Source organism: Streptomyces sp. NPDC052773 (genome assembly GCF_044547145.1).
Taxonomy (GTDB): Bacteria; Actinomycetota; Actinomycetes; order Streptomycetales; family Streptomycetaceae; genus Streptomyces.
Genome location: NZ_JBITZX010000001.1, coordinates 574940 through 594747 on the forward strand (window position 1 = coordinate 574940; position 19808 = coordinate 594747).

Here is a 19808-nt window from a genome sequence, read left to right on the forward strand (position 1 = left end):
GCGCCGTCGCGGGCCCCGGAGGATGTCGTGACCGACACACAGACCCTGATCGAGAACCGTCCGCCGTCCGTCGCGGGCCTCTTCCTGGAGCGCGTGGCCGCCACCCCGGACGCGGAGGCCTACCGCTACCCGGTGCCGCCGGCCTCCGGACAGGGCCCCGACGACTGGAAGTCGCTGAGCTGGGCGCAGGCCGCCGAGCGGGTGCACGCCATCGCGGCCGGACTGATCGAGCTGGGCGTCCAGCCGGAACAGCGCGTCGCGCTGGCCTCCGCGACCCGGATCGAGTGGATCCTTGCCGACCTCGGCATCATGTGCGCGGGCGCCGCCACCACCACGATCTATCCGCAGACCAATGCCGAGGAGTCGGCGTTCATCCTCGCCGACTCCGGCAGCCGGGTGCTGATCGCGGAGAACGCCGAGCAGCTCGCCAAGGCCCGCGAGAAGCGCGCCGAGCTGCCCGAGCTGACGCATGTCGTGGTCATCGACCCCGCCGGCGCCGAGACCGGCGACGACTGGGTGCTCACCCTCGACGAACTCCAGGCCCGCGGCACCGCCCGGCTGGAGAAGGACCCCGAGCTGATCAAGCAGCGGGTCGGCGCGATCACCAAGGACCAGCTGGCCACCCTCATCTACACCTCCGGCACCACCGGCCGCCCCAAGGGCGTGCGGCTGCCGCACGACAACTGGTCGTACATGGCGAAGGCGATCGCCGCGACCGGCCTGGTCGGCCCCGACGACGTGCAGTACCTGTGGCTGCCGCTCGCGCACGTCTTCGGCAAGGTGCTCACCTCCGGGCAGATCGAGGTCGGCCACGTCACCGCCGTCGACGGCCGCGTCGACAAGATCATCGAGAACCTGCCGGTCGTCCAGCCGACGTACATGGCGGCCGTCCCCCGCATCTTCGAGAAGGTCTACAACGGCGTCGCCGCCAAGGCGCGGGCCGGGGGCCCCGCCAAGTACAAGATCTTCAAGTGGGCCGCCGAGGTCGCCCGCGAGTACGCCAAGGTCACCCAGGACAACTTCCGCCGCACCGGCACCGCGAGCGCCCCCTTCGGACTGTCCGCCAAGCACAAGGTCGCCGACAAGCTCGTCTACTCCAAGCTGCGCGAGGCGTTCGGCGGCCGGCTGCGCGCCTGCGTCTCCGGCTCCGTCGCCCTCGCCCCTGAGATCGGCTACTTCTTCTCCGGCGCGGGCATCCACATCCTCGAGGGCTACGGCCTCACCGAGTCCTCCGCCGCGTCCTTCGTGAACCCCGGCGAGGCCTACCGCACCGGCACGGTCGGCAAGCCGCTGCCCGGCACCGAGGTCCGCATCGCCGAGGACGGCGAGATCCTGCTGCGCGGCCCCGGCATCATGGAGGGCTACCACGGGCTGCCCGAGAAGACCGCCGAGGTGCTGGAGCCGGACGGCTGGTTCCACACCGGCGACATCGGCGAGCTGTCCGCCGACGGCTACCTGCGGATCACCGACCGCAAGAAGGACCTGTTCAAGACCTCCGGCGGCAAGTACATCGCGCCGACCGAGATCGAGGGCTCCTTCAAGGCGATCTGCCCCTACGTCTCCAACATCCTCGTCCACGGCGCCGACCGGAACTTCTGCACCGCGCTGATCGCCCTCGACGAGGTGGCGATCCTCGGCTGGGCCAAGGACAACGGCCTGGAGGGCAAGTCGTACGCCGAGGTGGTCGCCGCCCCGCGGACGGTCGAGATGGTCGACGGCTACGTCAAGCAGCTCAACGCGGGCCTGCAGCGCTGGCAGACGATCAAGAAGTTCCGGCTGCTGCCGCGCGACCTCGACGTCGAGCACGGCGAGATCACCCCGAGCCTCAAGCTCAAGCGACCGGTCGTGGAGCGGGAGTACAAGCACCTCATCGAGGAGATGTACGAGGGCACCCGCGAGGCGTAGGAAGGCCGCGAAGCCCCGCCCCTCCGCGCGGAGGCCCCGCCCGCCCGCGCGGAGGCCCCACCCGCCCGCGTGACGGCCGCACCCGCCCGCGCGGCCGTCCCCTGGCCCGGTCCGGAAGAGACTGGGCCAGGGGCATAGTTCAGACGCTCGAATCCAGCCGTCATCGGTCCGGATTCGACCAGGTGCGGCGCACGGATCTCACTCATGGCGACCCACTTCGGTAACTCCGTGCGTCCGGGCGGGGTCGGTCTGTCACCCTGTCGGCAGCATCGACCGACTGCCCGGGGAGCTGGAGATGGGGGCCATACCGACACAGCGGGAGTCTCCGAGGCCGTCGGAGACCGACGCCGTCCTCACGCACCCGCCCGAGCCGTGGGAGGCGCGCGCGACCCTGGCGGGCGGCCCCCACGCGCCGGGCGCCGCCCGCCGGCTGCTGCGCACCGCGTTACGCGAGTGGGCCGACCTCGGGCTGCCCGGAGCGGACCGGGCCGGCGAGGACGCGGCCGTCGTCGTCAGCGAACTGGTCACCAACGCCGTCGTGCACGCCGGCACCGACGTGGAACTCGCCTGCCGGCTGGAGCCGGAGACCGGCGCGCTCGTCGTCGAGATCACCGACCGGCACCCCTCCCGCGCCCCCCGCGACGGCGCGGCCGAACCCGGCCACGGCACCCCCGAGTACGGCCGCGGACTACGGCTCGTCGCCGCCCTCTGCGAATCCTGGGGCGTGACCTACCGCCGGGGCGCCAAGACGGTGTGGGCGCGGATGACCGGCGAGGATCCCCCGGACCCGGAGGACTCCGGCTCCGGCGACTCCCTGACCGTCGCGGGACTCCTCGCCCCCGAGCCCCGCCGCGCCGAACGCGACCGCGAATGGCTCGGGCGGGGCGCCCTCTCCTTCCTCGCCGAGGCGTCCGACCTGCTCGCCGGGCAGCTCGACGAGGACCTGGTCGCCGCGCTCACCGGCCAGCTGCTCGTGCCCCGGCTCGCCGACTGGTGCGCGATCTGGCTGGAGGACGAGTCGATGGGCCGGGGCCGCCGCACCGACGGCGCCCCGGGCGCCCCCGGCCCCCGCCTCGCCCGCGTCTGGCACGCCAACGAGGACCACCTGGAGAACCTGCGCCTGGCCCTGGAGAAGGAACCGCCCCGGACCAACGACGAACCCGACGCCGGCGGGCCGACGCCCTACCCCTGGCCGGCCGAGGCACTGGGCGACGCACCGTGGCCCGACGCGCCGCCCCCGACCGCCGACGGCGGCACCGCCCCCGGCACCGCCCTCTCCTTCCGCCTGATCGCCGGAGGCCGGCCCCTCGGCTCGCTGGTCGTCGGACGGGCCGGAGCGGACGGGCTGCCCGACGAGGTCACCGGACTGGTGGAGGACCTCAGCCGCAGGGTCGCGCTGGCCATCGGCGCGGCACGGCAGTACGCCCGGCAGGCCACCATCAGCGCCGTACTGCAACGCGGGCTGCTGCCCGGAGCGGTCGCCGAGATCCCCGGGATGCGCAGCGCCCTCGTCCACGAACCCTGCGACAAGGGCGGACCGAGCGGCGACTTCTACGATCTCTTCCCCGCCGGCGCCGGGCGCTGGTGCTTCGCCGTGGGCGACGTCCAGGGCAAGGGCCCGGAGGCGGCCGTCGTCATCGGACTGGCCCGCCCCTGGCTCCGCCTGCTCGCCCGCGAGGGCTACCGCGTCGCCGACGTCCTCGACCGCCTCAACCAGCTCCTCCTCGACGACGCCACCGAGGCCGCCGACGCCGCCGCCCGCGCCCTCGCCGGCCCGGTGCCCCCCGGCGACGGCCCGCAGACCCGCTTCCTCTCCCTCCTCTACGGCGAGCTGGTCCCCTTCGACGGCGGCGTCCGCTGCACCCTCGCCTCCGCCGGACACCCCCTCCCCCTCCTCCTCGGCCCCGACGGCGGCGTCCGCACCGTCGCCCGCCCGCAGACCCTGCTCGGCGTCGTCGAGGACGAGACGTACACCAGCGAGACCTTCGAGCTGCACCCCGGCGACACCCTGCTGTGTGTCACCGACGGCGTCACCGAGCGCCGCTGCGGCAGCCGCCAGTTCGACGACGGCGACGGCCTGGCGGCGGCCCTGGCCGGGTGCGCGGGCCTGAGCGCAGAGCACATCGCCGAGCGGATCCGGCAGCAGGTGCACGACTTCGGCGGCACCCCGCCGGAGGACGATCTCGCGCTGCTCGTCCTCCAGGCCGAGCGGCCGTCGTAGGCCGGAACCGGACGGGTCGGGACGGGTCGGCGGTGCGGGACAATGGGGGACATGCCTTCCGCACTCCCCGACGGCGAGCCCGTCCCCGCCGACGGCGCGCTGCCCGCGTCCGCGCTCGCCGGGGCCGCCGGCCGCCCCCTCGGGTTCTATCTGCACGTCCCCTACTGCGCGACCCGCTGCGGCTACTGCGACTTCAACACCTACACCGCCACCGAGCTGCGCGGCAGCGGCGGCGTCCTCGCCTCCCGCGACAACTACGCGGACACGCTCGTCGACGAGATCCGGCTCGCCCGCAAGGTCCTCGGCGACGACCCGCGCGAGGTCCGCACGGTCTTCGTCGGCGGCGGTACGCCCACCCTGCTGGCCGCCGCCGATCTCGTACGGATGCTGGCGGCGATCCGCGACGAGTTCGGGCTGGCCGCGGACGCGGAGATCACGACGGAGGCGAACCCGGAGTCCGTGGACCCCGCCTACCTCGCCGAGCTGCGGGAAGGCGGCTTCAACCGGATCTCCTTCGGCATGCAGAGCGCCCGGCAGCACGTGCTGAAGGTCCTGGACCGCACGCACACCCCCGGGCGCCCCGAGGCATGCGTCGCCGAGGCCCGCGCGGCCGGGTTCGAGCACGTCAACCTCGACCTGATCTACGGCACCCCCGGCGAGTCCGACGACGACTGGCGGGCCTCCCTGGACGCCGCCCTCGGCGCCGGGCCCGACCACATCTCGGCCTACGCGCTGATCGTCGAGGAGGGCACCCAACTCGCCCGGCGGATCCGCCGCGGCGAGATCCCGATGACCGACGACGACGTCCACGCCGACCGCTACCTCATCGCCGAGGAGCGGCTCTCGGCGGCGGGCTTCGACTGGTACGAGGTCTCCAACTGGGCCACCTCCGAGGCCGGCCGCTGCCTGCACAACGAGCTGTACTGGCGCGGCGCGGACTGGTGGGGCGCGGGCCCCGGCGCCCACTCCCACGTCGGCGGCGTGCGGTGGTGGAACGTCAAGCACCCGGGCGCGTACGCGGCGGCGCTGGCGGAGGGCCGCTCCCCGGGCGCGGGCCGCGAGCTGCTGTCCGACGAGGACCGCCGGGTCGAGCGCATCCTGCTGGAACTGCGCCTGCGGGAGGGCGTGCCGCTGAGCCTCCTCCGCGAGGAGGGCCTGAAGGCATCCCGCCGAGCGCTGTCCGAGGGACTGCTCCACGAGGAGCCGTACGAGCGGGGGCACGCGGTGCTGACCCTGCGGGGGCGGTTGCTGGCGGACGCGGTGGTCAGGGATCTGGTGGACTGAGCCCCGGGCTTGGTCCAGGTCCTAGGCCGGCGGTGCCGTGACGAAGTCGATCAGTTCCTCGACCCGCCCCAGCAGCTCCGGCTCCAGATCCTTGTAAGACCCCACCCGCTTCAGGATCGCCTGCCACACCGCCCCGGTGTTGTCCGACGGCCAGCCCAGCGCCCGGCACACCCCGGTCTTCCAGTCCTGCCCCTTCGGGACCTCGGGCCAGCCCGGGATGCCCAGGGCCGACGGCTTCACCGCCTGCCAGATGTCGATGTACGGGTGGCCGACCACGAGGGCGTGCTCGCTCGTCACCGACTGGGCGATCCGCCACTCCTTCGAGCCCGGCACCAGGTGGTCCACCAGGACGCCCAGCCGCGCGTCCGGGCCGGGGGCGAAGGACTCGACGATCGACGGGAGGTCGTCCACGCCCTCCAGGTACTCCACGACCACGCCCTCGATGCGCAGGTCGTCGCCCCAGACCTTCTCCACCAGCTCGGCGTCGTGGCGGCCCTCGACGTAGATCCGGCCGGCGCGGGCCACGCGGGCGCGGGCGCCGGGGACGGCGACCGAGCCGGAGGCGGTGCGGGTGGGCCGTACGGGAGCCGAGGACGGCGGCCGGACGAGGGTGACCACCTTGCCCTCCAGCAGGAAGCCCCGTGGCTCCAGCGGGAACACCCGGTGCTTGCCGAAGCGGTCCTCCAGGGTGACCGTGCCCGCCTCGCAGCGGATGACCGCGCCGCAGAAGCCGGTCGCGGGCTCCTCGACCACCAGGCCGGGCTCGGCCGGGACCTCGGGGACCGGCTGGGGCTTCTTCCAGGGCGGTGTCAGGTCGGGGGAGTACTGGCGCATTCGAATGACGATATGGACAGCGCCGGGCGGGTTCAGCGCGACACGCCGAACCGGGCCGCGAGGGCGTCGCGCTGGCGGCGGACGTAGGCCGCGTCGACCACGGCCCCGTGCCCGGGGACGTACAGCGCGTCCTCGCCGCCGAGGGCCAGCAGCCGGTCCAGGGCGTCCGGCCAGCGGGACGGGACGGCGTCGGGGCCGGCCTGGGGTTCGCCGGACTCCTCGACCAGGTCGCCGCAGAAGACCACCTCTGTCTCGCCGGGGACTAGCACGGCCAGGTCGTGGGCGGTGTGGCCGGGGCCGACGTTGGCCAGCAGGACCTGGCGGCCGTCGCCCAGGTCGAGGGTCCACTCGCCGGAGACATGGTGGCGGGGGGCGACGAGCGTGTCAGCGGCCTCCGTGGCCGTCGCCTCGTCCAGGCCGTTGCGGACCGCGTCCGCCCGCAGCTCCGCCCGGGCCCGCCGGGAGGTGAGCGCCGCGTCCACGCCGACCGCGCCGTAGACCTCCGCGCCCGCCAGGGCGGCGGCGCCGAAGACATGGTCGAAGTGGGGATGGGTGAGGGCGAGATGGGTCACACGCCGGCCGGAGATCTCCTCCGCCTCGGCCCGCAGCCGGGCGCCCTCCGCGAGGCTCGACCCCGCGTCGATCAGCAGCGCCGCGCCCTCGCCGAGGACCAGGCCAGCCGTGCAGTCCCAGCCCGGCAGGCGGCACCGGCCGACCCCGGTCGCCAGCCGTTCCCACCCCAGCTCTTCCCAAGTCACCGTCATACCCGCGACGCTAACCGTGACGCCCCCGAGCGCACGACCTCGCAGGACCGGCCTTGCCCGGGCCGTACCCGACGGCCGTACACTGGCCCGGTAAGGCTGGCACTCACATGGGGCGAGTGCCAGGGGGAGCGTCAAGGGGACGGACGGACCGCTGGAGGTGTGCGCGGATGCTCAGTGAACGACGGCTTCAGGTATTGCGCGCCATCGTCCAGGACTACGTCGGAACCGAGGAGCCGGTCGGCTCCAAGGCGCTCACCGAGCGGCACAACCTCGGCGTCTCGCCGGCCACGGTCCGCAACGACATGGCCGCCCTGGAGGACGAGGGGTACATCGCCCAGCCGCACACCAGCGCCGGGCGCATCCCCACCGACAAGGGCTACCGGCTCTTCGTCGACAAGCTCGCCGAGGTCAAGCCGCTCACCGCGCCCGAGCGGCGCGCGATCCAGAACTTCCTCGACGGCGCCGTCGACCTCGACGACGTCGTGGCCCGCACGGTGCGGCTGCTCGCGCAGCTGACCCGGCAGGTCGCGGTCGTGCAGTATCCCTCGCTGACCCGGTCCACGGTGCGGCACGTGGAGCTGCTGTCGATGGCACCCGCGCGGGTGATGCTGGTCCTGATCACCGACACCGGACGGGTCGAGCAGCGGATGATCGACTGCCCGGCGCCGTTCGGCGAGACGTCCCTGGCGGATCTGCGGGCGCGGCTGAACAGCCGGGTCGCGGGCCGCCGTTTCACGGACGTGCCGCAACTGGTGCAGGATCTCCCCGAGGGCTTCGAACCGGAGGATCGCGGCACCGTCCAGACGGTGCTCTCCACCCTGCTGGAGACGCTGGTCGAGCGGACCGAGGAGCGGCTGATGATCGGCGGCACCGCCAATCTGACCCGCTTCGGACATGACTTCCCCCTCACCATCCGGCCCGTCCTGGAGGCGCTGGAGGAGCAGGTCGTGCTCCTCAAGCTGCTGGGCGAGGCGAAGGATTCGGGCGTGACCGTGCGCATCGGTCACGAGAACGCCCATGAGGGACTCAACTCCACGTCGGTGGTGTCGGTCGGCTACGGTTCGGGCGGCGAGGCAGTCGCCAAGCTCGGCGTGGTCGGACCGACCCGCATGGATTACCCGGGAACGATGGGAGCGGTACGAGCGGTGGCACGGTACGTCGGACAGATCCTGGCGGAGTCGTAGGTGGCCACGGACTATTACGCCGTTCTCGGCGTGCGCCGCGACGCGTCGCAGGAAGAGATCAAGAAGGCCTTCCGGCGGCTCGCTCGCGAGCTGCACCCGGACGTCAACCCCGATCCGAAGACCCAGGAGCGGTTCAAGGAGATCAACGCCGCTTACGAGGTGCTGTCGGACCCGCAGAAGAAGCAGGTCTACGACCTCGGCGGCGACCCGCTCTCGCAGAGCGGCGGCGCGGGCGCCGGCGGCTTCGGCGCGGGGGGCTTCGGGAACTTCTCCGACATCATGGACGCCTTCTTCGGCACGGCGTCGCAGCGCGGACCGCGCTCGCGCACCCGCCGCGGCCAGGACGCGATGATCCGGATCGAGGTCGAGCTCGACGAGGCGGCCTTCGGCACCACCAAGGACATCCAGGTCGACACCGCGATCGTCTGCGCCACGTGCAGCGGCGAGGGCGCGGCGCCGGGCACCTCGGCGCAGACGTGTGACATGTGCCGCGGCCGGGGTGAGGTCTCGCAGGTCACCCGGTCCTTCCTGGGCCAGGTCATGACCTCGCGGCCGTGCCCGCAGTGCCAGGGCTTCGGCACGGTCGTGCCGAACCCGTGCCCGGAGTGCGCCGGCGACGGCCGCGTCCGCTCCCGCCGCACGCTGACGGTGAAGATCCCGGCCGGTGTCGACAACGGCACCCGGATCCAGCTCGCGGGCGAGGGTGAGGTCGGCCCCGGCGGCGGCCCCGCCGGTGACCTGTACGTCGAGATCCACGAACTCCCGCACCCGACCTTCCAGCGGCGCGGCGACGACCTGCACTGCACGGTGACGATCCCCATGACGGCGGCGGCCCTCGGCACCAAGGTGCCGCTGGAGACGCTGGACGGCATGGAGGAGGTCGACATCCGCCCGGGCACCCAGTCCGGCCAGTCGATCCCGCTGCACGGCCGGGGCGTGACCCATCTGCGCGGCGGCGGCCGGGGCGACCTCGTCGTCCACGTTGAGGTGCAGACCCCGACCAAGCTCGACCCGGAGCAGGAGCGCCTGCTGCGCGAGCTGGCCAAGCTGCGCGGCGAGGAACGCCCGCAGGGCCAGTTCCAGCCGGGGCAGCAGGGGCTGTTCTCGCGGCTGAAGGACGCGTTCAACGGTCGCTGAGTGCGCGCGTGCGCGGCTGGGCCGGGATGCTGCGTCGCGGCGGCCGGGGGTCCGGGGGTGGCCCCCCGGGCAGGCGCAGTCAGCCGGGGCGGCAGGGGCTGTTCTCGCGGCTGAAGGACGCGTTCAACGGTCGCTGAGTGCGCGCGTGCGCGGCTGGGCCGGGATGCTGCGTCGCGGCGGCCGGGGGTCCGGGGGTGGCCCCCCGGGCAGGCGCAGTCAGCCGGGGCGGCAGGGGCTGTTCTCGCGGCTGAAGGACGCGTTCAACGGTCGCTGAGCCTCGGTTTCGCCGAGAGGATGCCGAGCGGGTGCCAGTGGTCTATGCCAGTTGGCCGCCCGGATTCGGACTTGTTCGGAGGACGTGACAACATGCCGTCATGTCCTCCGCACTGACCGATCTCTTTCCCCACCCGATCGTGCAGGCCCCCATGGCGGGCGGTGTCTCCGTGCCGCAGCTCGCCGCGGCCGTGTCCGAGGCAGGGGGGCTCGGCTTCCTGGCCGCCGGGTACAAGACGGCCGACGGCATGTACCAGGAGATCAAGCAACTGCGGGGGCTGACGAGCCGCCCCTTCGGCGTGAACCTGTTCATGCCGCAGCCCGAGTATGCCGAGCCCGCAGCCGTCGACGTCTACGCCCACCAGCTGGCCGGCGAGGCCGCCTGGTACGAGACCGAGCTGGGCGACCCGGACAGCGGCCGGGACGACGGCTACGACGCGAAGCTCGCCGTGCTGCTGGACAACCCGGTGCCGGTCGTCTCCTTCCACTTCGGCGTGCCCGGCCGGGACGTCCTGGACGCGCTGCGCCGGGCCGGAACGTTCACGCTCGTCACCGCCACCACCGCCGACGAGGCGCGCGCGGTGGAGCAGGCCGGGGCGGACGCGGTGATCGTGCAGGGCGTGGAGGCCGGCGGCCACCAGGGCACCCACCGGGACATCCCCGAGAACGACGGCTCCGGCATCGGACTGCTCTCCCTGATCGCCCAGGTCCGCGAGGCGGTACGGCTGCCCCTGGTCGCCGCGGGCGGCATCATGCGCGGCAGCCAGATCGCCGCCGTCCTCGCCGCCGGGGCGAGCGCCGCGCAGCTCGGCACCGCCTTCCTCGCCACCCCCGAGTCGGGCGCCCACGCCGTGCACAAGCAGGCGCTGACCAACCCGCTGTTCACCCGCACCGAACTCACCCGGGCCTTCTCCGGCCGCCCCGCGCGCGGCCTGGTCAACCGGTTCATGCGCGAGCACGGCCCGTACGCCCCCGCCGCCTACCCGGAGATCCACCACCTGACCTCCCCGCTGCGCAAGGCCGCCGCGAAGGCCGGTGACGCGCAGGGCATGGCGCTGTGGGCCGGGCAGGGCCACCGGATGGCCCGCGAACTGCCCGCCGGGCAGCTGGTGGAGGTGCTGGCGGCCGAGCTGGCGGCGGCCCGGACAGCGTTGTCGGAAGGCGGCCGGCGATGACGGCACCGGTGTTCGTGGTCGAGCACTTCAACGCGGGCGGCGGCGGCCGTTACGTCCTCGACGGCCCCGAGGGGCGGCACGCGGTCTCCGTGAAGCGGCTGCGGCCCGGCGAGGACGTCGTTCTCACCGACGGCGCCGGGCGCTGGGCGGACTGCGTGGTGCTCGGCACCGAGGGCAAGGACCGTCTCATCGTCCAGCTCGACTCCTACTCCGAGGAGCCGCCCGAGCAGCCCCGCATCACCGTCGTCCAGGCCCTCCCCAAGGGCGACCGCGGGGAACTCGCCGTCGAGACCATGACCGAGGTCGGCGTCGACGCGATCGTGCCGTGGCAGGCCGCCCGCTGCATCACCCAGTGGAAGGGCGACCGCGGGCAGAAGTCCCTCGCCAAGTGGCGGGCCACCGCCCGCGAGGCGGGCAAGCAGTCCCGCCGCGTCCGTTTCCCCGAGGTCGCGGACCTGGCGTCGACCAAGCAGGTCGCCGCGCTGCTCGCGAAGGCCGACTTCGCCGCCGTACTGCACTCCGACTTCGAGTACGGCAGCGAGCCGCTGGCCACCGCCGAACTGCCCACCGAGGGCGAGATCGTCCTGGTGGTCGGCCCCGAAGGCGGCGTGGCCGCAGACGAGTTGGCACTGTTCCGGGAGGCCGGTGCCAAGGCGTACGTCCTCGGCCGCAGCGTCCTGCGCACCTCCACCGCCGGCACGGCCGCCGCGGCCCTCCTCCTGGGCCGCACGGGCCGCTGGTCCTGAACCCGTCCGGACGCCCCCCCGTCCGCGTGGCCGGCCGGGACGCCCGTCTCAGGGGTGCGGCGGGGTGCCTGGCGGAGCGGTGGGAGCGGCCGCCGCCGCGCGGCTGACGGCGGCGGCCGGGAGCAACTCCCAGCCGTCCACTTCCTGTTCCCGCGCCCCGGGCAGCAGGCCGCGCCGCGTGGCCTCGTCGACGAGCGCGCGGATGCTGCCCGGCTCGTTCAGGTTGAGCCCGTTGCCGTGCTCGTCGCTCACATACCCGCCGGGCTGATAGCCGCCCTCGACGGCCCGCCCGGGCCCCTCCCGGAACACGATCCGCGTCCGCCGCCCGTCCCGCAGCAGCGCGACCACCTCCTCGCACGGCCGCCCGTCACCGTGCCGGTGCCGGACACTCCACAGATAGGTGGTCGTCTCGTCCACCACGAGCCTTCGCAGACTGCCCTTCTTGCGCATCCCGCCAGGCTAGGCGGTAACGGCCTTGCCGGGCACAGCGATTGGGCGTGACCGTATGCGCTCTTCCGTGCTCCGCGGGACAGTGGGAACATGCCCTCCATGGGGGTGTTGAGGCGGATTTGGGGACGGTCCGGCGGGCGCAGGACGGGTGCCGTGGTGGCGTTCGCGGTGGTGGCCGTCGGCGGGGTCGTGGCGTGTGAGCCGGGTGGGCTGAGTTCGGCGACCGTGGCGTACACGACGGACGAGACGGTGACCCGGGAGCTGGAGCGGCGGAAGGCGGACGTGCGGTGGCTCAGCTGCACGGCGGACTTCGGGGACGACGGCCGCTCGACGCCCACCGCGAGCGAGGACACCGTCGCCGACGTCCAGTGCGAGGGGGAGACCACCGACGGCAAGGAGATCACCGTCGACGGCAAGGTGACCCGCGCGGTCAACGGGCGCTGTGTGCGCGGGGACATCGTCGCGAAGGTGGACGGCAAGGAGTGGTTCCACGTCAAGGGCCTCGGCGACTGCGACGCCCCGAGCACCCCGCCGGTGAACCAGCCGCCCGGTGCCGGTCCCGACCCGGACGTCACCGTGACGGTCACCAAGACGATCTGGTGCCAGCGCGATCCGCAGTGCTGGCCGGAGGGCAAGTGATCCAAACCCCTGTCCCGGTCCGCCACCGCCTGCGTAGGGTGATCGAGTGACGCAGTCTTCCACGCCGGGGTATCTCCGATTTCCGCATCCGCATGGCGAGTTGGTGGCCTTCACCGCCGAGGACGACGTGTGGCTCGCTCCGCTCGACGGCGGGCGGGCCTGGCGGGTCAGCGCCGACAACGTGCCGGTGAACCACCCGCGCATCTCGCCCGACGGCACCACCGTCGCCTGGACCTCCACCCGCGACGGCGCCCCCGAGGTGCACATCGCACCCGTCGACGGCGGCCCGTCCAAGCGGCTGACCCACTGGGGCAGTTGGCGCACCCAGGTGCGCGGCTGGACCCCCGAGGGACAGGTCCTCGCCCTCACCGCGCACGGCCAGGCGAACCTGCGCCGGAGCTGGGCGCACGCCGTCCCGCTGGACGGCGGCCCCGCCACCCGGCTGCCGTACGGGCCCGTCGGCGAGGTCGCCCACGGCCCGCACACCGTGCTGCTGTCCGCGCCGATGGGCCGCGAGGCCGCCGCGTGGAAGCGGTACCGGGGCGGCACGGCCGGCAAGCTGTGGATCGACCGGGACGGCGACGGGGAGTTCGTACGGCTCCACGAGGAGCTGGACGGGAACATCGAATACCCCTTCTGGGTGGGGGAGCGGATCGCCTTCCTCTCCGACCACGAGGGCACGGGAGCCGTCTACTCCTCCCTCGCGGACGGGTCCGACCTGCGCCGGCACACCGCACTCGACGGTTTCTACGCCCGCCACGCGGCGACCGACGGCACCCGCGTCGTCTACTCCAGCGCCGGTGAACTGTGGCTGCTCGACGACCTCGACGGCGCCGAGCCGCGCCGCCTCGACATCCGGCTCGGCGGGCAGCGCACCGACCGGCAGCCGTACCAGGTGGACGCCGCCCGCTGGTTCGGCGCCGCGGCCCCCGACCACACCGCCCGCGGCAGCGCCGTCGCCGTGCGCGGCGCCGTGCACTGGGTCACCCACCGCTCCGGCCCCGCCCGCGCCCTCGCCGCCACGCCCGGCGTACGGGCCCGGCTGCCGCGCACCTTCCGGGTGGAGGGCGAGGAGTGGGTGGTGTGGGTGACGGACGCCGAGGGCGAGGACGCCCTGGAGTTCGCGCCCGCCACCGGACTCGCCCCCGGCGCCACCCCGCGCCGGCTGGCCGCCGGACGGCTCGGCCGGGTGCTGGGCCTGGCGATGGCTCCGGACGGCAGCCGGGCCGCGGTCGCCGCGCACGACGGGCGGGTCCTGCTCGTCGAACGGGAGACCGGCGAGGTCCGCGAGGTCGACCGCAGCGAGCACGGCGACGTCTCCGGGCTGACCTTCTCCCCGGACTCCTCCTGGCTCGCCTGGTCGCACCCCGGCCCCACCCCGCTCTGCCAGATCCGGCTCGCCCACACCACCGACCTGACCGTCACCGAGGCGACCCCGCTGCGCTTCCAGGACTACGCGCCCGCCTTCACCCTCGACGGCAAGCACCTCGCGTTCCTCTCCACCCGCTCCTTCGACCCCGTCTACGACGAGCACGTCTTCGACCTGGCGTTCGTCACCGGCGACCGCCCGTACCTGATCACCCTCGCCGCCACCACGCCCTCCCCGTTCGGCCCGCAGCGGCACGGCCGCGCCTTCGAGGCGCCGGACAAGGACGAGACCCCCGACAGCGAGGGCACCCCCGCCACCCGCGTCGACCTCGAAGGACTCGCCGACCGGATCATCCCGTTCCCCGTCGAGGCCGGCCGCTACTCCAACCTGCGCGCCGCCAAGGACGGCGTGCTGTGGCTGCGCCACCCCGTGCAGGGCGTCCTCGGTGTCTCCCGGGCCACCCCGGACGACCCCGACCCGCACACCGAGCTGGAGCGCTACGACCTCGCCCAGCAGCGCCTGGAACACCTCGCCGCCGACGCCGACCACTTCGAGGTCAGCGGCGACGGCAAGCGGGTGCTGCTGTGGACCGACGGACGGCTGAAGGTCGTCCCCAGCGACCGGCGCGCCTCCGGCGACGACGACAGCGACAGCAACATCACCGTCGACCTCTCCCGCGTCCGCCAGACCGTCGACCCGGCGGCCGAGTGGCGGCAGATGTACGACGAGACCGGCCGGGTCATGCGGGACCACTTCTGGCGGCCGGACATGAGCGGCGTCGACTGGGACGGCGTCCTCGACCGCTACCGGCCCGTCCTCGACCGCGTCGCCACCCACGACGACCTGGTCGACCTCCTCTGGGAGGTGCAGGGCGAACTCGGCACCTCGCACGCCTACGTCGTCCCGCGCGGCCGGCACGGTCACGGCGGCCGGCAGGGGCTGCTCGGCGCGGACCTGTCCCGGCACCCGGACGGCACCTGGCGCGTCGACCGTGTGCTGCCCTCCGAGACCTCCGACCCCGAGGCCCGCTCCCCGCTCGCCGCGCCCGGCGTCGCGGTGCGCGCCGGGGACGCGATCGTCGCCGTCGGCGGGCAGCCGGTGGACCCGGTCACCGGACCGGCGCCGCTGCTCGTCGGCACCGCGGGCAAGCCGGTCGAGCTGACCGTCCTCCCGGCCGGCGGCGGCGAGGTGCGCCACACCGTGGTCGTGCCCGTCGCCGACGAGGAGCCGCTGCGGTACCACGCGTGGGTCGCCGACCGGCGGGCGTATGTGCACGAGCGCTCCGGCGGGCGGCTGGGCTACCTCCACGTCCCGGACATGCAGGCGCCCGGCTGGGCGCAGATCCACCGCGACCTGCGCGTCGAGGTCGCCCGCGAGGGGCTGGTCGTCGACCTCCGCGAGAACGCGGGCGGGCACACCTCCCAGCTCGTCGTGGAGAAGCTGGCCCGGCGGATCGTCGGCTGGGGCGTGCCGCGCGGGATGCGGCCGTACAGCTATCCCGAGGACGCGCCCCGCGGGCCCGTCGTCGCCGTCGCCAACGAGTTCTCCGGCTCCGACGGCGACATCGTCAACGCGGCGATCAAGGCGCTGGGGCTGGGGCCCGTGGTCGGCACGCGCACCTGGGGCGGCGTCATCGGCATCGACAGCCGCTACCGCCTCGTCGACGGCACCCTCGTCACCCAGCCGAAGTACGCCTTCTGGCTGGAGGGTTACGGCTGGGGCGTCGAGAACCACGGCGTCGACCCCGACATCGAGGTCGTCCACCGCCCCCAGGACCACGCCGCCGACCGCGACCCCCAACTGGACGAGGCCATCCGCCTGGCCCTGGAATCCCTGGAATCCACCCCGGCAAAGGTGCCGCCTCCTCTGCCGTGACCGGCGCGGGGTCCGGGCGGGGGTGGGGACACCCGGTCAGGGGCGCGGGGAACTGCGCGCCCGGCCACGCACGGACCCGCACCCGACAACGGCGTCCCGCCACCCCCAGGGGCGCGGGGAACTACGCGCCCGGCCACGCACGGACCCGCACACGAGACCCGCAGCCACCACCCACGGCGCCCGCGCCCCAGCCACAAACCCCCCGCACCCGGCGACGATACGATGCCCCCACAGACGATCACCCGCTCAACCCCCGGAGGGACCATGGCAGGGGAGCCACAGGACGACTGCTTGTTCTGCAAGATCGTCGCGGGCCAGATCCCGGCGACGATCGTCCGCGAGACCGAAACCACCCTCGCCTTCCGGGACATCAACCCCCAGGCACCCACCCACATCCTGGTCATCCCCAAGGCCCACTACCCGAACGCCGCCGAACTCGCCGCCGCGCGCCCGGAACTCGCCGCCGACGTGCTGCACGAGACCCAGGCCGTCGCCGACGACGAGAACCTCGACAGCTACCGCACGGTCTTCAACACGGGCAGCGGCGCCGGCCAGACCGTCTGGCACGCCCACGCGCACGTCCTCGGCGGCCGTGGCCTGGAATGGCCCCCCGGGTAGTCGGTACGCATCGTGTCCGTCCGTGAATTGGTGGTCCTCGGCACCGCCAGCCAGGTCCCGACCCGGCACCGCAACCACAACGGCTACCTGCTGCGCTGGGACGGCGAGGGCATCCTCTTCGACCCCGGCGAGGGCACCCAGCGCCAGATGCTGCGCGCCGGCGTCGCCGCCCACGACCTGAACCGGATCTGCGTCACCCACTTCCACGGGGACCACTCGCTGGGCCTGCCGGGCGTGATCCAGCGGATCAACCTGGACCAGGTGCCGCACCCGGTCACGGCCCACTACCCGCGCTCCGGTCAGCGCTTCTTCGACCGGCTGCGCTACGCCACCGCCTACCGCGAGACGGTGGGGGTGACCGAGGCGCCGGTCGACGCCGACGGCACCCTCGCCCGCACCCCCTCCTACACGCTGGAGGCCCGCAAGCTCTCCCATCCGGTCGAGTCGTACGGCTACCGGATCGTCGAGCCCGACGGCCGGCGGATGCTGCCCGAGCGGCTGGCCGCGCACGGCATCACCGGCCCGGACGTGGGCCGCATCCAGCGGGAGGGCACGCTCGGCGGGGTGACCCTGGCGGACGTCAGCGTCGTACGCCGCGGGCAGCGGTTCGCGTTCGTCATGGACACGAGGCTGTGCGACGGGGTGTACGCGCTGGCGGACGGCTGCGACATGCTCGTCATCGAGTCGACCTTCCTCGACGAGGACGAGCACCTCGCCACCGAACACGGCCACCTGACGGCCGGTCAGGCGGCGCGTGTGGCCAAGGCGAGCGACGTACGCCATCTCGTCCTCACCCACTTCAGCCAGCGCTACACCGAGCCCGACGAGTTCGAGCGCCAGGCGCGCGCCGCCGGGTTCGAGGGCGAGCTGACGGTGGCGTACGACCTCCTGCGGGTACCGGTCCCGAAACGCAGGTAAACGGGGCGTACCATGCCCGAATGCCCCTCCCCAAAGCAGAACTGCACCTGCACATCGAAGGAACCCTGGAGCCGGAGCTGGCGTTCGAGCTGGCCGCCCGCAACGGGGTGACACTGCCGTACGCGACCACGGAGGAACTGCGCGAGGCGTACCGGTTCGAGAACCTCCAGTCCTTCCTGGACCTGTACTACGCGCTGATGGCCGTCCTGCGCACCGAGCGCGACTTCGAGGACCTGGCCGACGCCTATCTCGCCCGCGCCGCCGCGCAGGGCGTGCGGCACGCGGAGATCTTCTTCGACCCGCAGGCGCATCTCGCGCGCGGCGTGGCGATGGGCACCGTCGTGGAGGGCCTGTGGCGCGCGCTCGCCCGCAGCACGGCCGACCACGGCGTCTCCACCAAGCTCATCATGTGCTTCCTGCGCGACGAGTCCGCCGAGTCGGCCCTCGCCACGCTGGAGGCGGCCAGGCCGTACCTGGACCGGATCACCGGCATCGGCCTGGACTCCGCCGAGATCGGGCACCCGCCGGCGAAGTTCCGCGAGGTCTACGAGGCCGCCGCCGCGCTCGGGCTGCGCCGGGTCGCGCACGCGGGCGAGGAGGGGCCGGTGGAGTACATCACCGAGGCCCTCGACGTGCTCGGCATCGAGCGCGTCGACCACGGCCTGCGCGCCCTGGAGGACCCGGCGCTGGTCGAGCGGCTGGTGCGGGAGCGGATCCCGCTCACCCTGTGCCCGCTGTCGAACGTCCGGCTGCGCACCGTGGACACGCTGGCCGACCACCCGCTGCCCGCGATGCTCGACGCCGGGCTGCTGTGCACGGTCAACTCCGACGACCCGGCCTACTTCGGCGGCTACGCGGGCGACAACTTCGACGCCGTACGCCGTGAACTCGGCCTCACCGACGAGCGGCTGCGCGAGCTGGCCCGCAACTCCTTCCTCGCCTCCTTCCTGGAGGACGACGAGGAGCGGCGGGCGCGCTACCTCGCCGAGGTGGAGGCGTACGAGTTCCGGGAGGCGGGCCCCGCGGTGTCGTAGGCGCCCCGCTCGGCGGCGACGGCCGGGGCGTCCACCGGAATCTCGACGACCGGGATCTCGACGACCGGGATCTCGACGACCGGGATCTCCACGACCGTGAGGTCCCGTGCGGCCGTTTCCCGGCGGCCCGCCCGCAGTGCCACGGCCGTCATCGGCACCGCGACCACGAGCAGTCCGGCGGCGAGCACCAGCCCCATGCCGGTGAAGCCCGCCCGCTCGGACAGCAGGCTGCCGGTCAGCGGGCCGGCCGCGGTGCCCAGCGAGGACGCCGAGCCGACCAGTACCGCCCAGCGCCCGCGCGGGTCGAGGGAGGCGGCCAGGCCGATGACGTAGGACAGCACCACCGGGTAGAGGGCGTTCCAGGCGATCTCGCCCGCCGCGAAGGCGGGCAGGGTGGTCGCGGAGGCGCTGAGCGCGATGCACCCGGCGATGAGCGTGGTCCCGGCGCCGATCGGCACCGCCCGCCCGCACCGCACCCCGAGCGCGCCCGCGCCCAGCACGCCCAGCAGCCCGGCGCCGAGCGCCACGGCGAAGACGACCCCGACGGCGGCCTCGGTCAGATGCGCCTGCGTCACCCCGATCCGGCCGCTGACACCCCACAGGGCGTTCTGCGCGAGCGACCAGCACGGCATGACGGCGGCGAGGACGAGACCGGACCGCAGGTGGGGCAGGCGGGCCCGCTCCCGCGCCGGGACCCGGGGTGCGGGAGCGGAGACCGGCAGCCGGCCGGTCAGCGGCCATACGGCGAGCGCGGTCAGCGCGATCGCGGCGAGCGGCAGGCCGTGACCGGGGCCGAGGTGGGGGACCGTCAGATACAGGGCGCCCGCGAGCGCGGAGACGCCGAGCAGCCCGGCCGTGGAGGCGCGGTGCGGGTCCTTCTGCGCGGCGATGCCGGACGCGGCCACCGCGGTGATCGTGCCCGAGCCGAACCCGCCGAGCACCGCGCCCGCGACGACGGCCGGGACGGCGGTGGTGAGCGCGGCGCCGCCGTAACCGAGGGCGGCGACCGCGAGTCCGGCGCGGGCCAGCCGGCGGGCACCGATCCGTTCCACCCGCGCGGCCAGCGCGAACCCGGCCGACGCGGAGGCGAGCAGCAGCGCGCTGCCGACGGCGCCCGCCTGAGTGCCGGTCAGCGGCAGGCCTGCGTCCAGGCGGCCGACCGTGGTCGGCAGCAGATAGGGCGCGAGGTACCCGGCCGTGAACAGGGCGAGGAGCGGCCAGGGGAGGGTGGAGCGAGGGGCGGACACGGGCGTTCCCGGGGCATGCGAAAGGAGCGTGAGAAAGGGGGGAGGAGCGCAGGCCGTCGACGGACAGGAACGAGCGCGCGGGCAATTTGTATCAAGCACGCGGTTCGCGAAGAAGCTCGGGGGGCGTGATCCGGG

At 73.8% G+C, this 19808-nt stretch carries 16 protein-coding genes; 12 read left to right on the forward strand and 4 right to left on the reverse strand.

Annotated features, from left to right (window positions below; genetic code table 11):
* Positions 1 to 27 precede the first annotated feature (27 nt).
* The 3 genes from ACIG0D_RS02690 (at position 28) to hemW (ending at position 5410) form a co-directional block, all read left to right on the forward strand.
* A complete protein-coding gene (locus ACIG0D_RS02690) occupies positions 28 to 1905 on the forward strand; it encodes an AMP-dependent synthetase/ligase (RefSeq protein WP_399795835.1) in 1878 nt (625 codons plus the stop codon).
* Positions 1906 to 2200: 295 nt separating this feature from the next.
* Positions 2201 to 4126, forward strand: a complete 1926-nt coding sequence (locus tag ACIG0D_RS02695) for a SpoIIE family protein phosphatase (protein ID WP_399795837.1) — start codon at positions 2201 to 2203, stop codon at positions 4124 to 4126.
* Positions 4127 to 4177: 51 nt separating this feature from the next.
* On the forward strand, positions 4178 to 5410 hold the full coding sequence (hemW, locus tag ACIG0D_RS02700) for a radical SAM family heme chaperone HemW (RefSeq protein WP_399795838.1): 1233 nt from the start codon (positions 4178 to 4180) through the stop codon (positions 5408 to 5410).
* Between the two features lie 21 nt (positions 5411 to 5431).
* On the opposite strand, the gene ACIG0D_RS02705 is transcribed toward hemW, so the two are convergent.
* Both ACIG0D_RS02705 and ACIG0D_RS02710 read right to left on the reverse strand, forming a co-directional pair.
* Positions 5432 to 6244: a DUF3097 domain-containing protein gene (locus ACIG0D_RS02705; protein ID WP_399795839.1), complete on the reverse strand. Its 813-nt coding sequence runs from the start codon at positions 6242 to 6244 to the stop codon at positions 5432 to 5434.
* Between the two features lie 32 nt (positions 6245 to 6276).
* Complete coding sequence (locus tag ACIG0D_RS02710; RefSeq protein ID WP_399795840.1) at positions 6277 to 7008, reverse strand: MBL fold metallo-hydrolase; 732 nt, start codon at positions 7006 to 7008, stop codon at positions 6277 to 6279.
* 167 nt (positions 7009 to 7175) lie between these two features.
* On the opposite strand from ACIG0D_RS02710, the gene hrcA reads away from it, so the two are divergent.
* From hrcA to ACIG0D_RS02730, 4 genes are all read left to right on the forward strand, one after another.
* Positions 7176 to 8192, forward strand: coding sequence for a heat-inducible transcriptional repressor HrcA (hrcA, locus tag ACIG0D_RS02715; RefSeq protein WP_399795841.1), 1017 nt, complete (start codon positions 7176 to 7178; stop codon positions 8190 to 8192).
* Positions 8193 to 9329: a molecular chaperone DnaJ gene (gene dnaJ, locus ACIG0D_RS02720; RefSeq protein ID WP_365758892.1), complete on the forward strand. Its 1137-nt coding sequence runs from the start codon at positions 8193 to 8195 to the stop codon at positions 9327 to 9329. It begins immediately after the preceding gene.
* 374 nt (positions 9330 to 9703) lie between these two features.
* Complete coding sequence (locus tag ACIG0D_RS02725; protein WP_399795842.1) at positions 9704 to 10777, forward strand: nitronate monooxygenase; 1074 nt, start codon at positions 9704 to 9706, stop codon at positions 10775 to 10777.
* On the forward strand, positions 10774 to 11523 hold the full coding sequence (locus ACIG0D_RS02730) for a 16S rRNA (uracil(1498)-N(3))-methyltransferase (protein ID WP_365758896.1): 750 nt from the start codon (positions 10774 to 10776) through the stop codon (positions 11521 to 11523). The genes ACIG0D_RS02725 and ACIG0D_RS02730 overlap by 4 nt, the downstream gene beginning before the upstream one ends.
* A 48-nt stretch (positions 11524 to 11571) precedes the next feature.
* Here the strand turns inward: ACIG0D_RS02730 and ACIG0D_RS02735 are convergent, their stop codons facing one another.
* Positions 11572 to 11973 (reverse strand): hypothetical protein, encoded by a 402-nt coding sequence (locus ACIG0D_RS02735; RefSeq protein WP_399795844.1) that lies wholly within the window; start codon positions 11971 to 11973, stop codon positions 11572 to 11574.
* A 99-nt stretch (positions 11974 to 12072) separates the two neighbouring features.
* On the opposite strand from ACIG0D_RS02735, the gene ACIG0D_RS02740 reads away from it, so the two are divergent.
* The 5 genes from ACIG0D_RS02740 (at position 12073) to ACIG0D_RS02760 (ending at position 18426) form a co-directional block, all read left to right on the forward strand.
* On the forward strand, positions 12073 to 12612 hold the full coding sequence (locus tag ACIG0D_RS02740) for a hypothetical protein (protein WP_399795845.1): 540 nt from the start codon (positions 12073 to 12075) through the stop codon (positions 12610 to 12612).
* 46 nt (positions 12613 to 12658) lie between these two features.
* Entirely contained in the window at positions 12659 to 15856 is a 3198-nt protein-coding gene (locus ACIG0D_RS02745) for a S41 family peptidase (RefSeq protein ID WP_399795846.1), read from the forward strand.
* A 264-nt stretch (positions 15857 to 16120) separates the two neighbouring features.
* A complete protein-coding gene (locus tag ACIG0D_RS02750; RefSeq protein WP_399795847.1) occupies positions 16121 to 16474 on the forward strand; it encodes a histidine triad nucleotide-binding protein in 354 nt (117 codons plus the stop codon).
* A 12-nt stretch (positions 16475 to 16486) separates the two neighbouring features.
* Positions 16487 to 17392: a ribonuclease Z gene (locus tag ACIG0D_RS02755; RefSeq protein ID WP_399795848.1), complete on the forward strand. Its 906-nt coding sequence runs from the start codon at positions 16487 to 16489 to the stop codon at positions 17390 to 17392.
* A gap of 20 nt (positions 17393 to 17412) precedes the next feature.
* Complete coding sequence (locus ACIG0D_RS02760; RefSeq protein ID WP_399795850.1) at positions 17413 to 18426, forward strand: adenosine deaminase; 1014 nt, start codon at positions 17413 to 17415, stop codon at positions 18424 to 18426.
* On the opposite strand, the gene ACIG0D_RS02765 is transcribed toward ACIG0D_RS02760, so the two are convergent.
* Positions 18369 to 19673 (reverse strand): MFS transporter, encoded by a 1305-nt coding sequence (locus tag ACIG0D_RS02765; RefSeq protein WP_399795851.1) that lies wholly within the window; start codon positions 19671 to 19673, stop codon positions 18369 to 18371. The genes ACIG0D_RS02760 and ACIG0D_RS02765 overlap by 58 nt on opposite strands.
* Between the last annotated feature and the right edge of the window lie 135 nt (positions 19674 to 19808).

Coding starts and splice junctions, on each gene's coding strand:
- ACIG0D_RS02695 (WP_399795837.1), top strand. CDS start 2,201: ATGGGGGCCATACCGACACAGCGGGAGTCTCCGAGGCCGTCGGAGACC.
- hemW (WP_399795838.1), top strand. CDS start 4,178: ATGCCTTCCGCACTCCCCGACGGCGAGCCCGTCCCCGCCGACGGCGCG.
- ACIG0D_RS02705 (WP_399795839.1), bottom strand. CDS start 6,244: ATGCGCCAGTACTCCCCCGACCTGACACCGCCCTGGAAGAAGCCCCAG.
- ACIG0D_RS02710 (WP_399795840.1), bottom strand. CDS start 7,008: ATGACGGTGACTTGGGAAGAGCTGGGGTGGGAACGGCTGGCGACCGGG.
- hrcA (WP_399795841.1), top strand. CDS start 7,176: ATGCTCAGTGAACGACGGCTTCAGGTATTGCGCGCCATCGTCCAGGAC.
- ACIG0D_RS02725 (WP_399795842.1), top strand. CDS start 9,704: ATGTCCTCCGCACTGACCGATCTCTTTCCCCACCCGATCGTGCAGGCC.
- ACIG0D_RS02730 (WP_365758896.1), top strand. CDS start 10,774: ATGACGGCACCGGTGTTCGTGGTCGAGCACTTCAACGCGGGCGGCGGC.
- ACIG0D_RS02735 (WP_399795844.1), bottom strand. CDS start 11,973: ATGCGCAAGAAGGGCAGTCTGCGAAGGCTCGTGGTGGACGAGACGACC.
- ACIG0D_RS02740 (WP_399795845.1), top strand. CDS start 12,073: ATGGGGGTGTTGAGGCGGATTTGGGGACGGTCCGGCGGGCGCAGGACG.
- ACIG0D_RS02750 (WP_399795847.1), top strand. CDS start 16,121: ATGGCAGGGGAGCCACAGGACGACTGCTTGTTCTGCAAGATCGTCGCG.
- ACIG0D_RS02760 (WP_399795850.1), top strand. CDS start 17,413: ATGCCCCTCCCCAAAGCAGAACTGCACCTGCACATCGAAGGAACCCTG.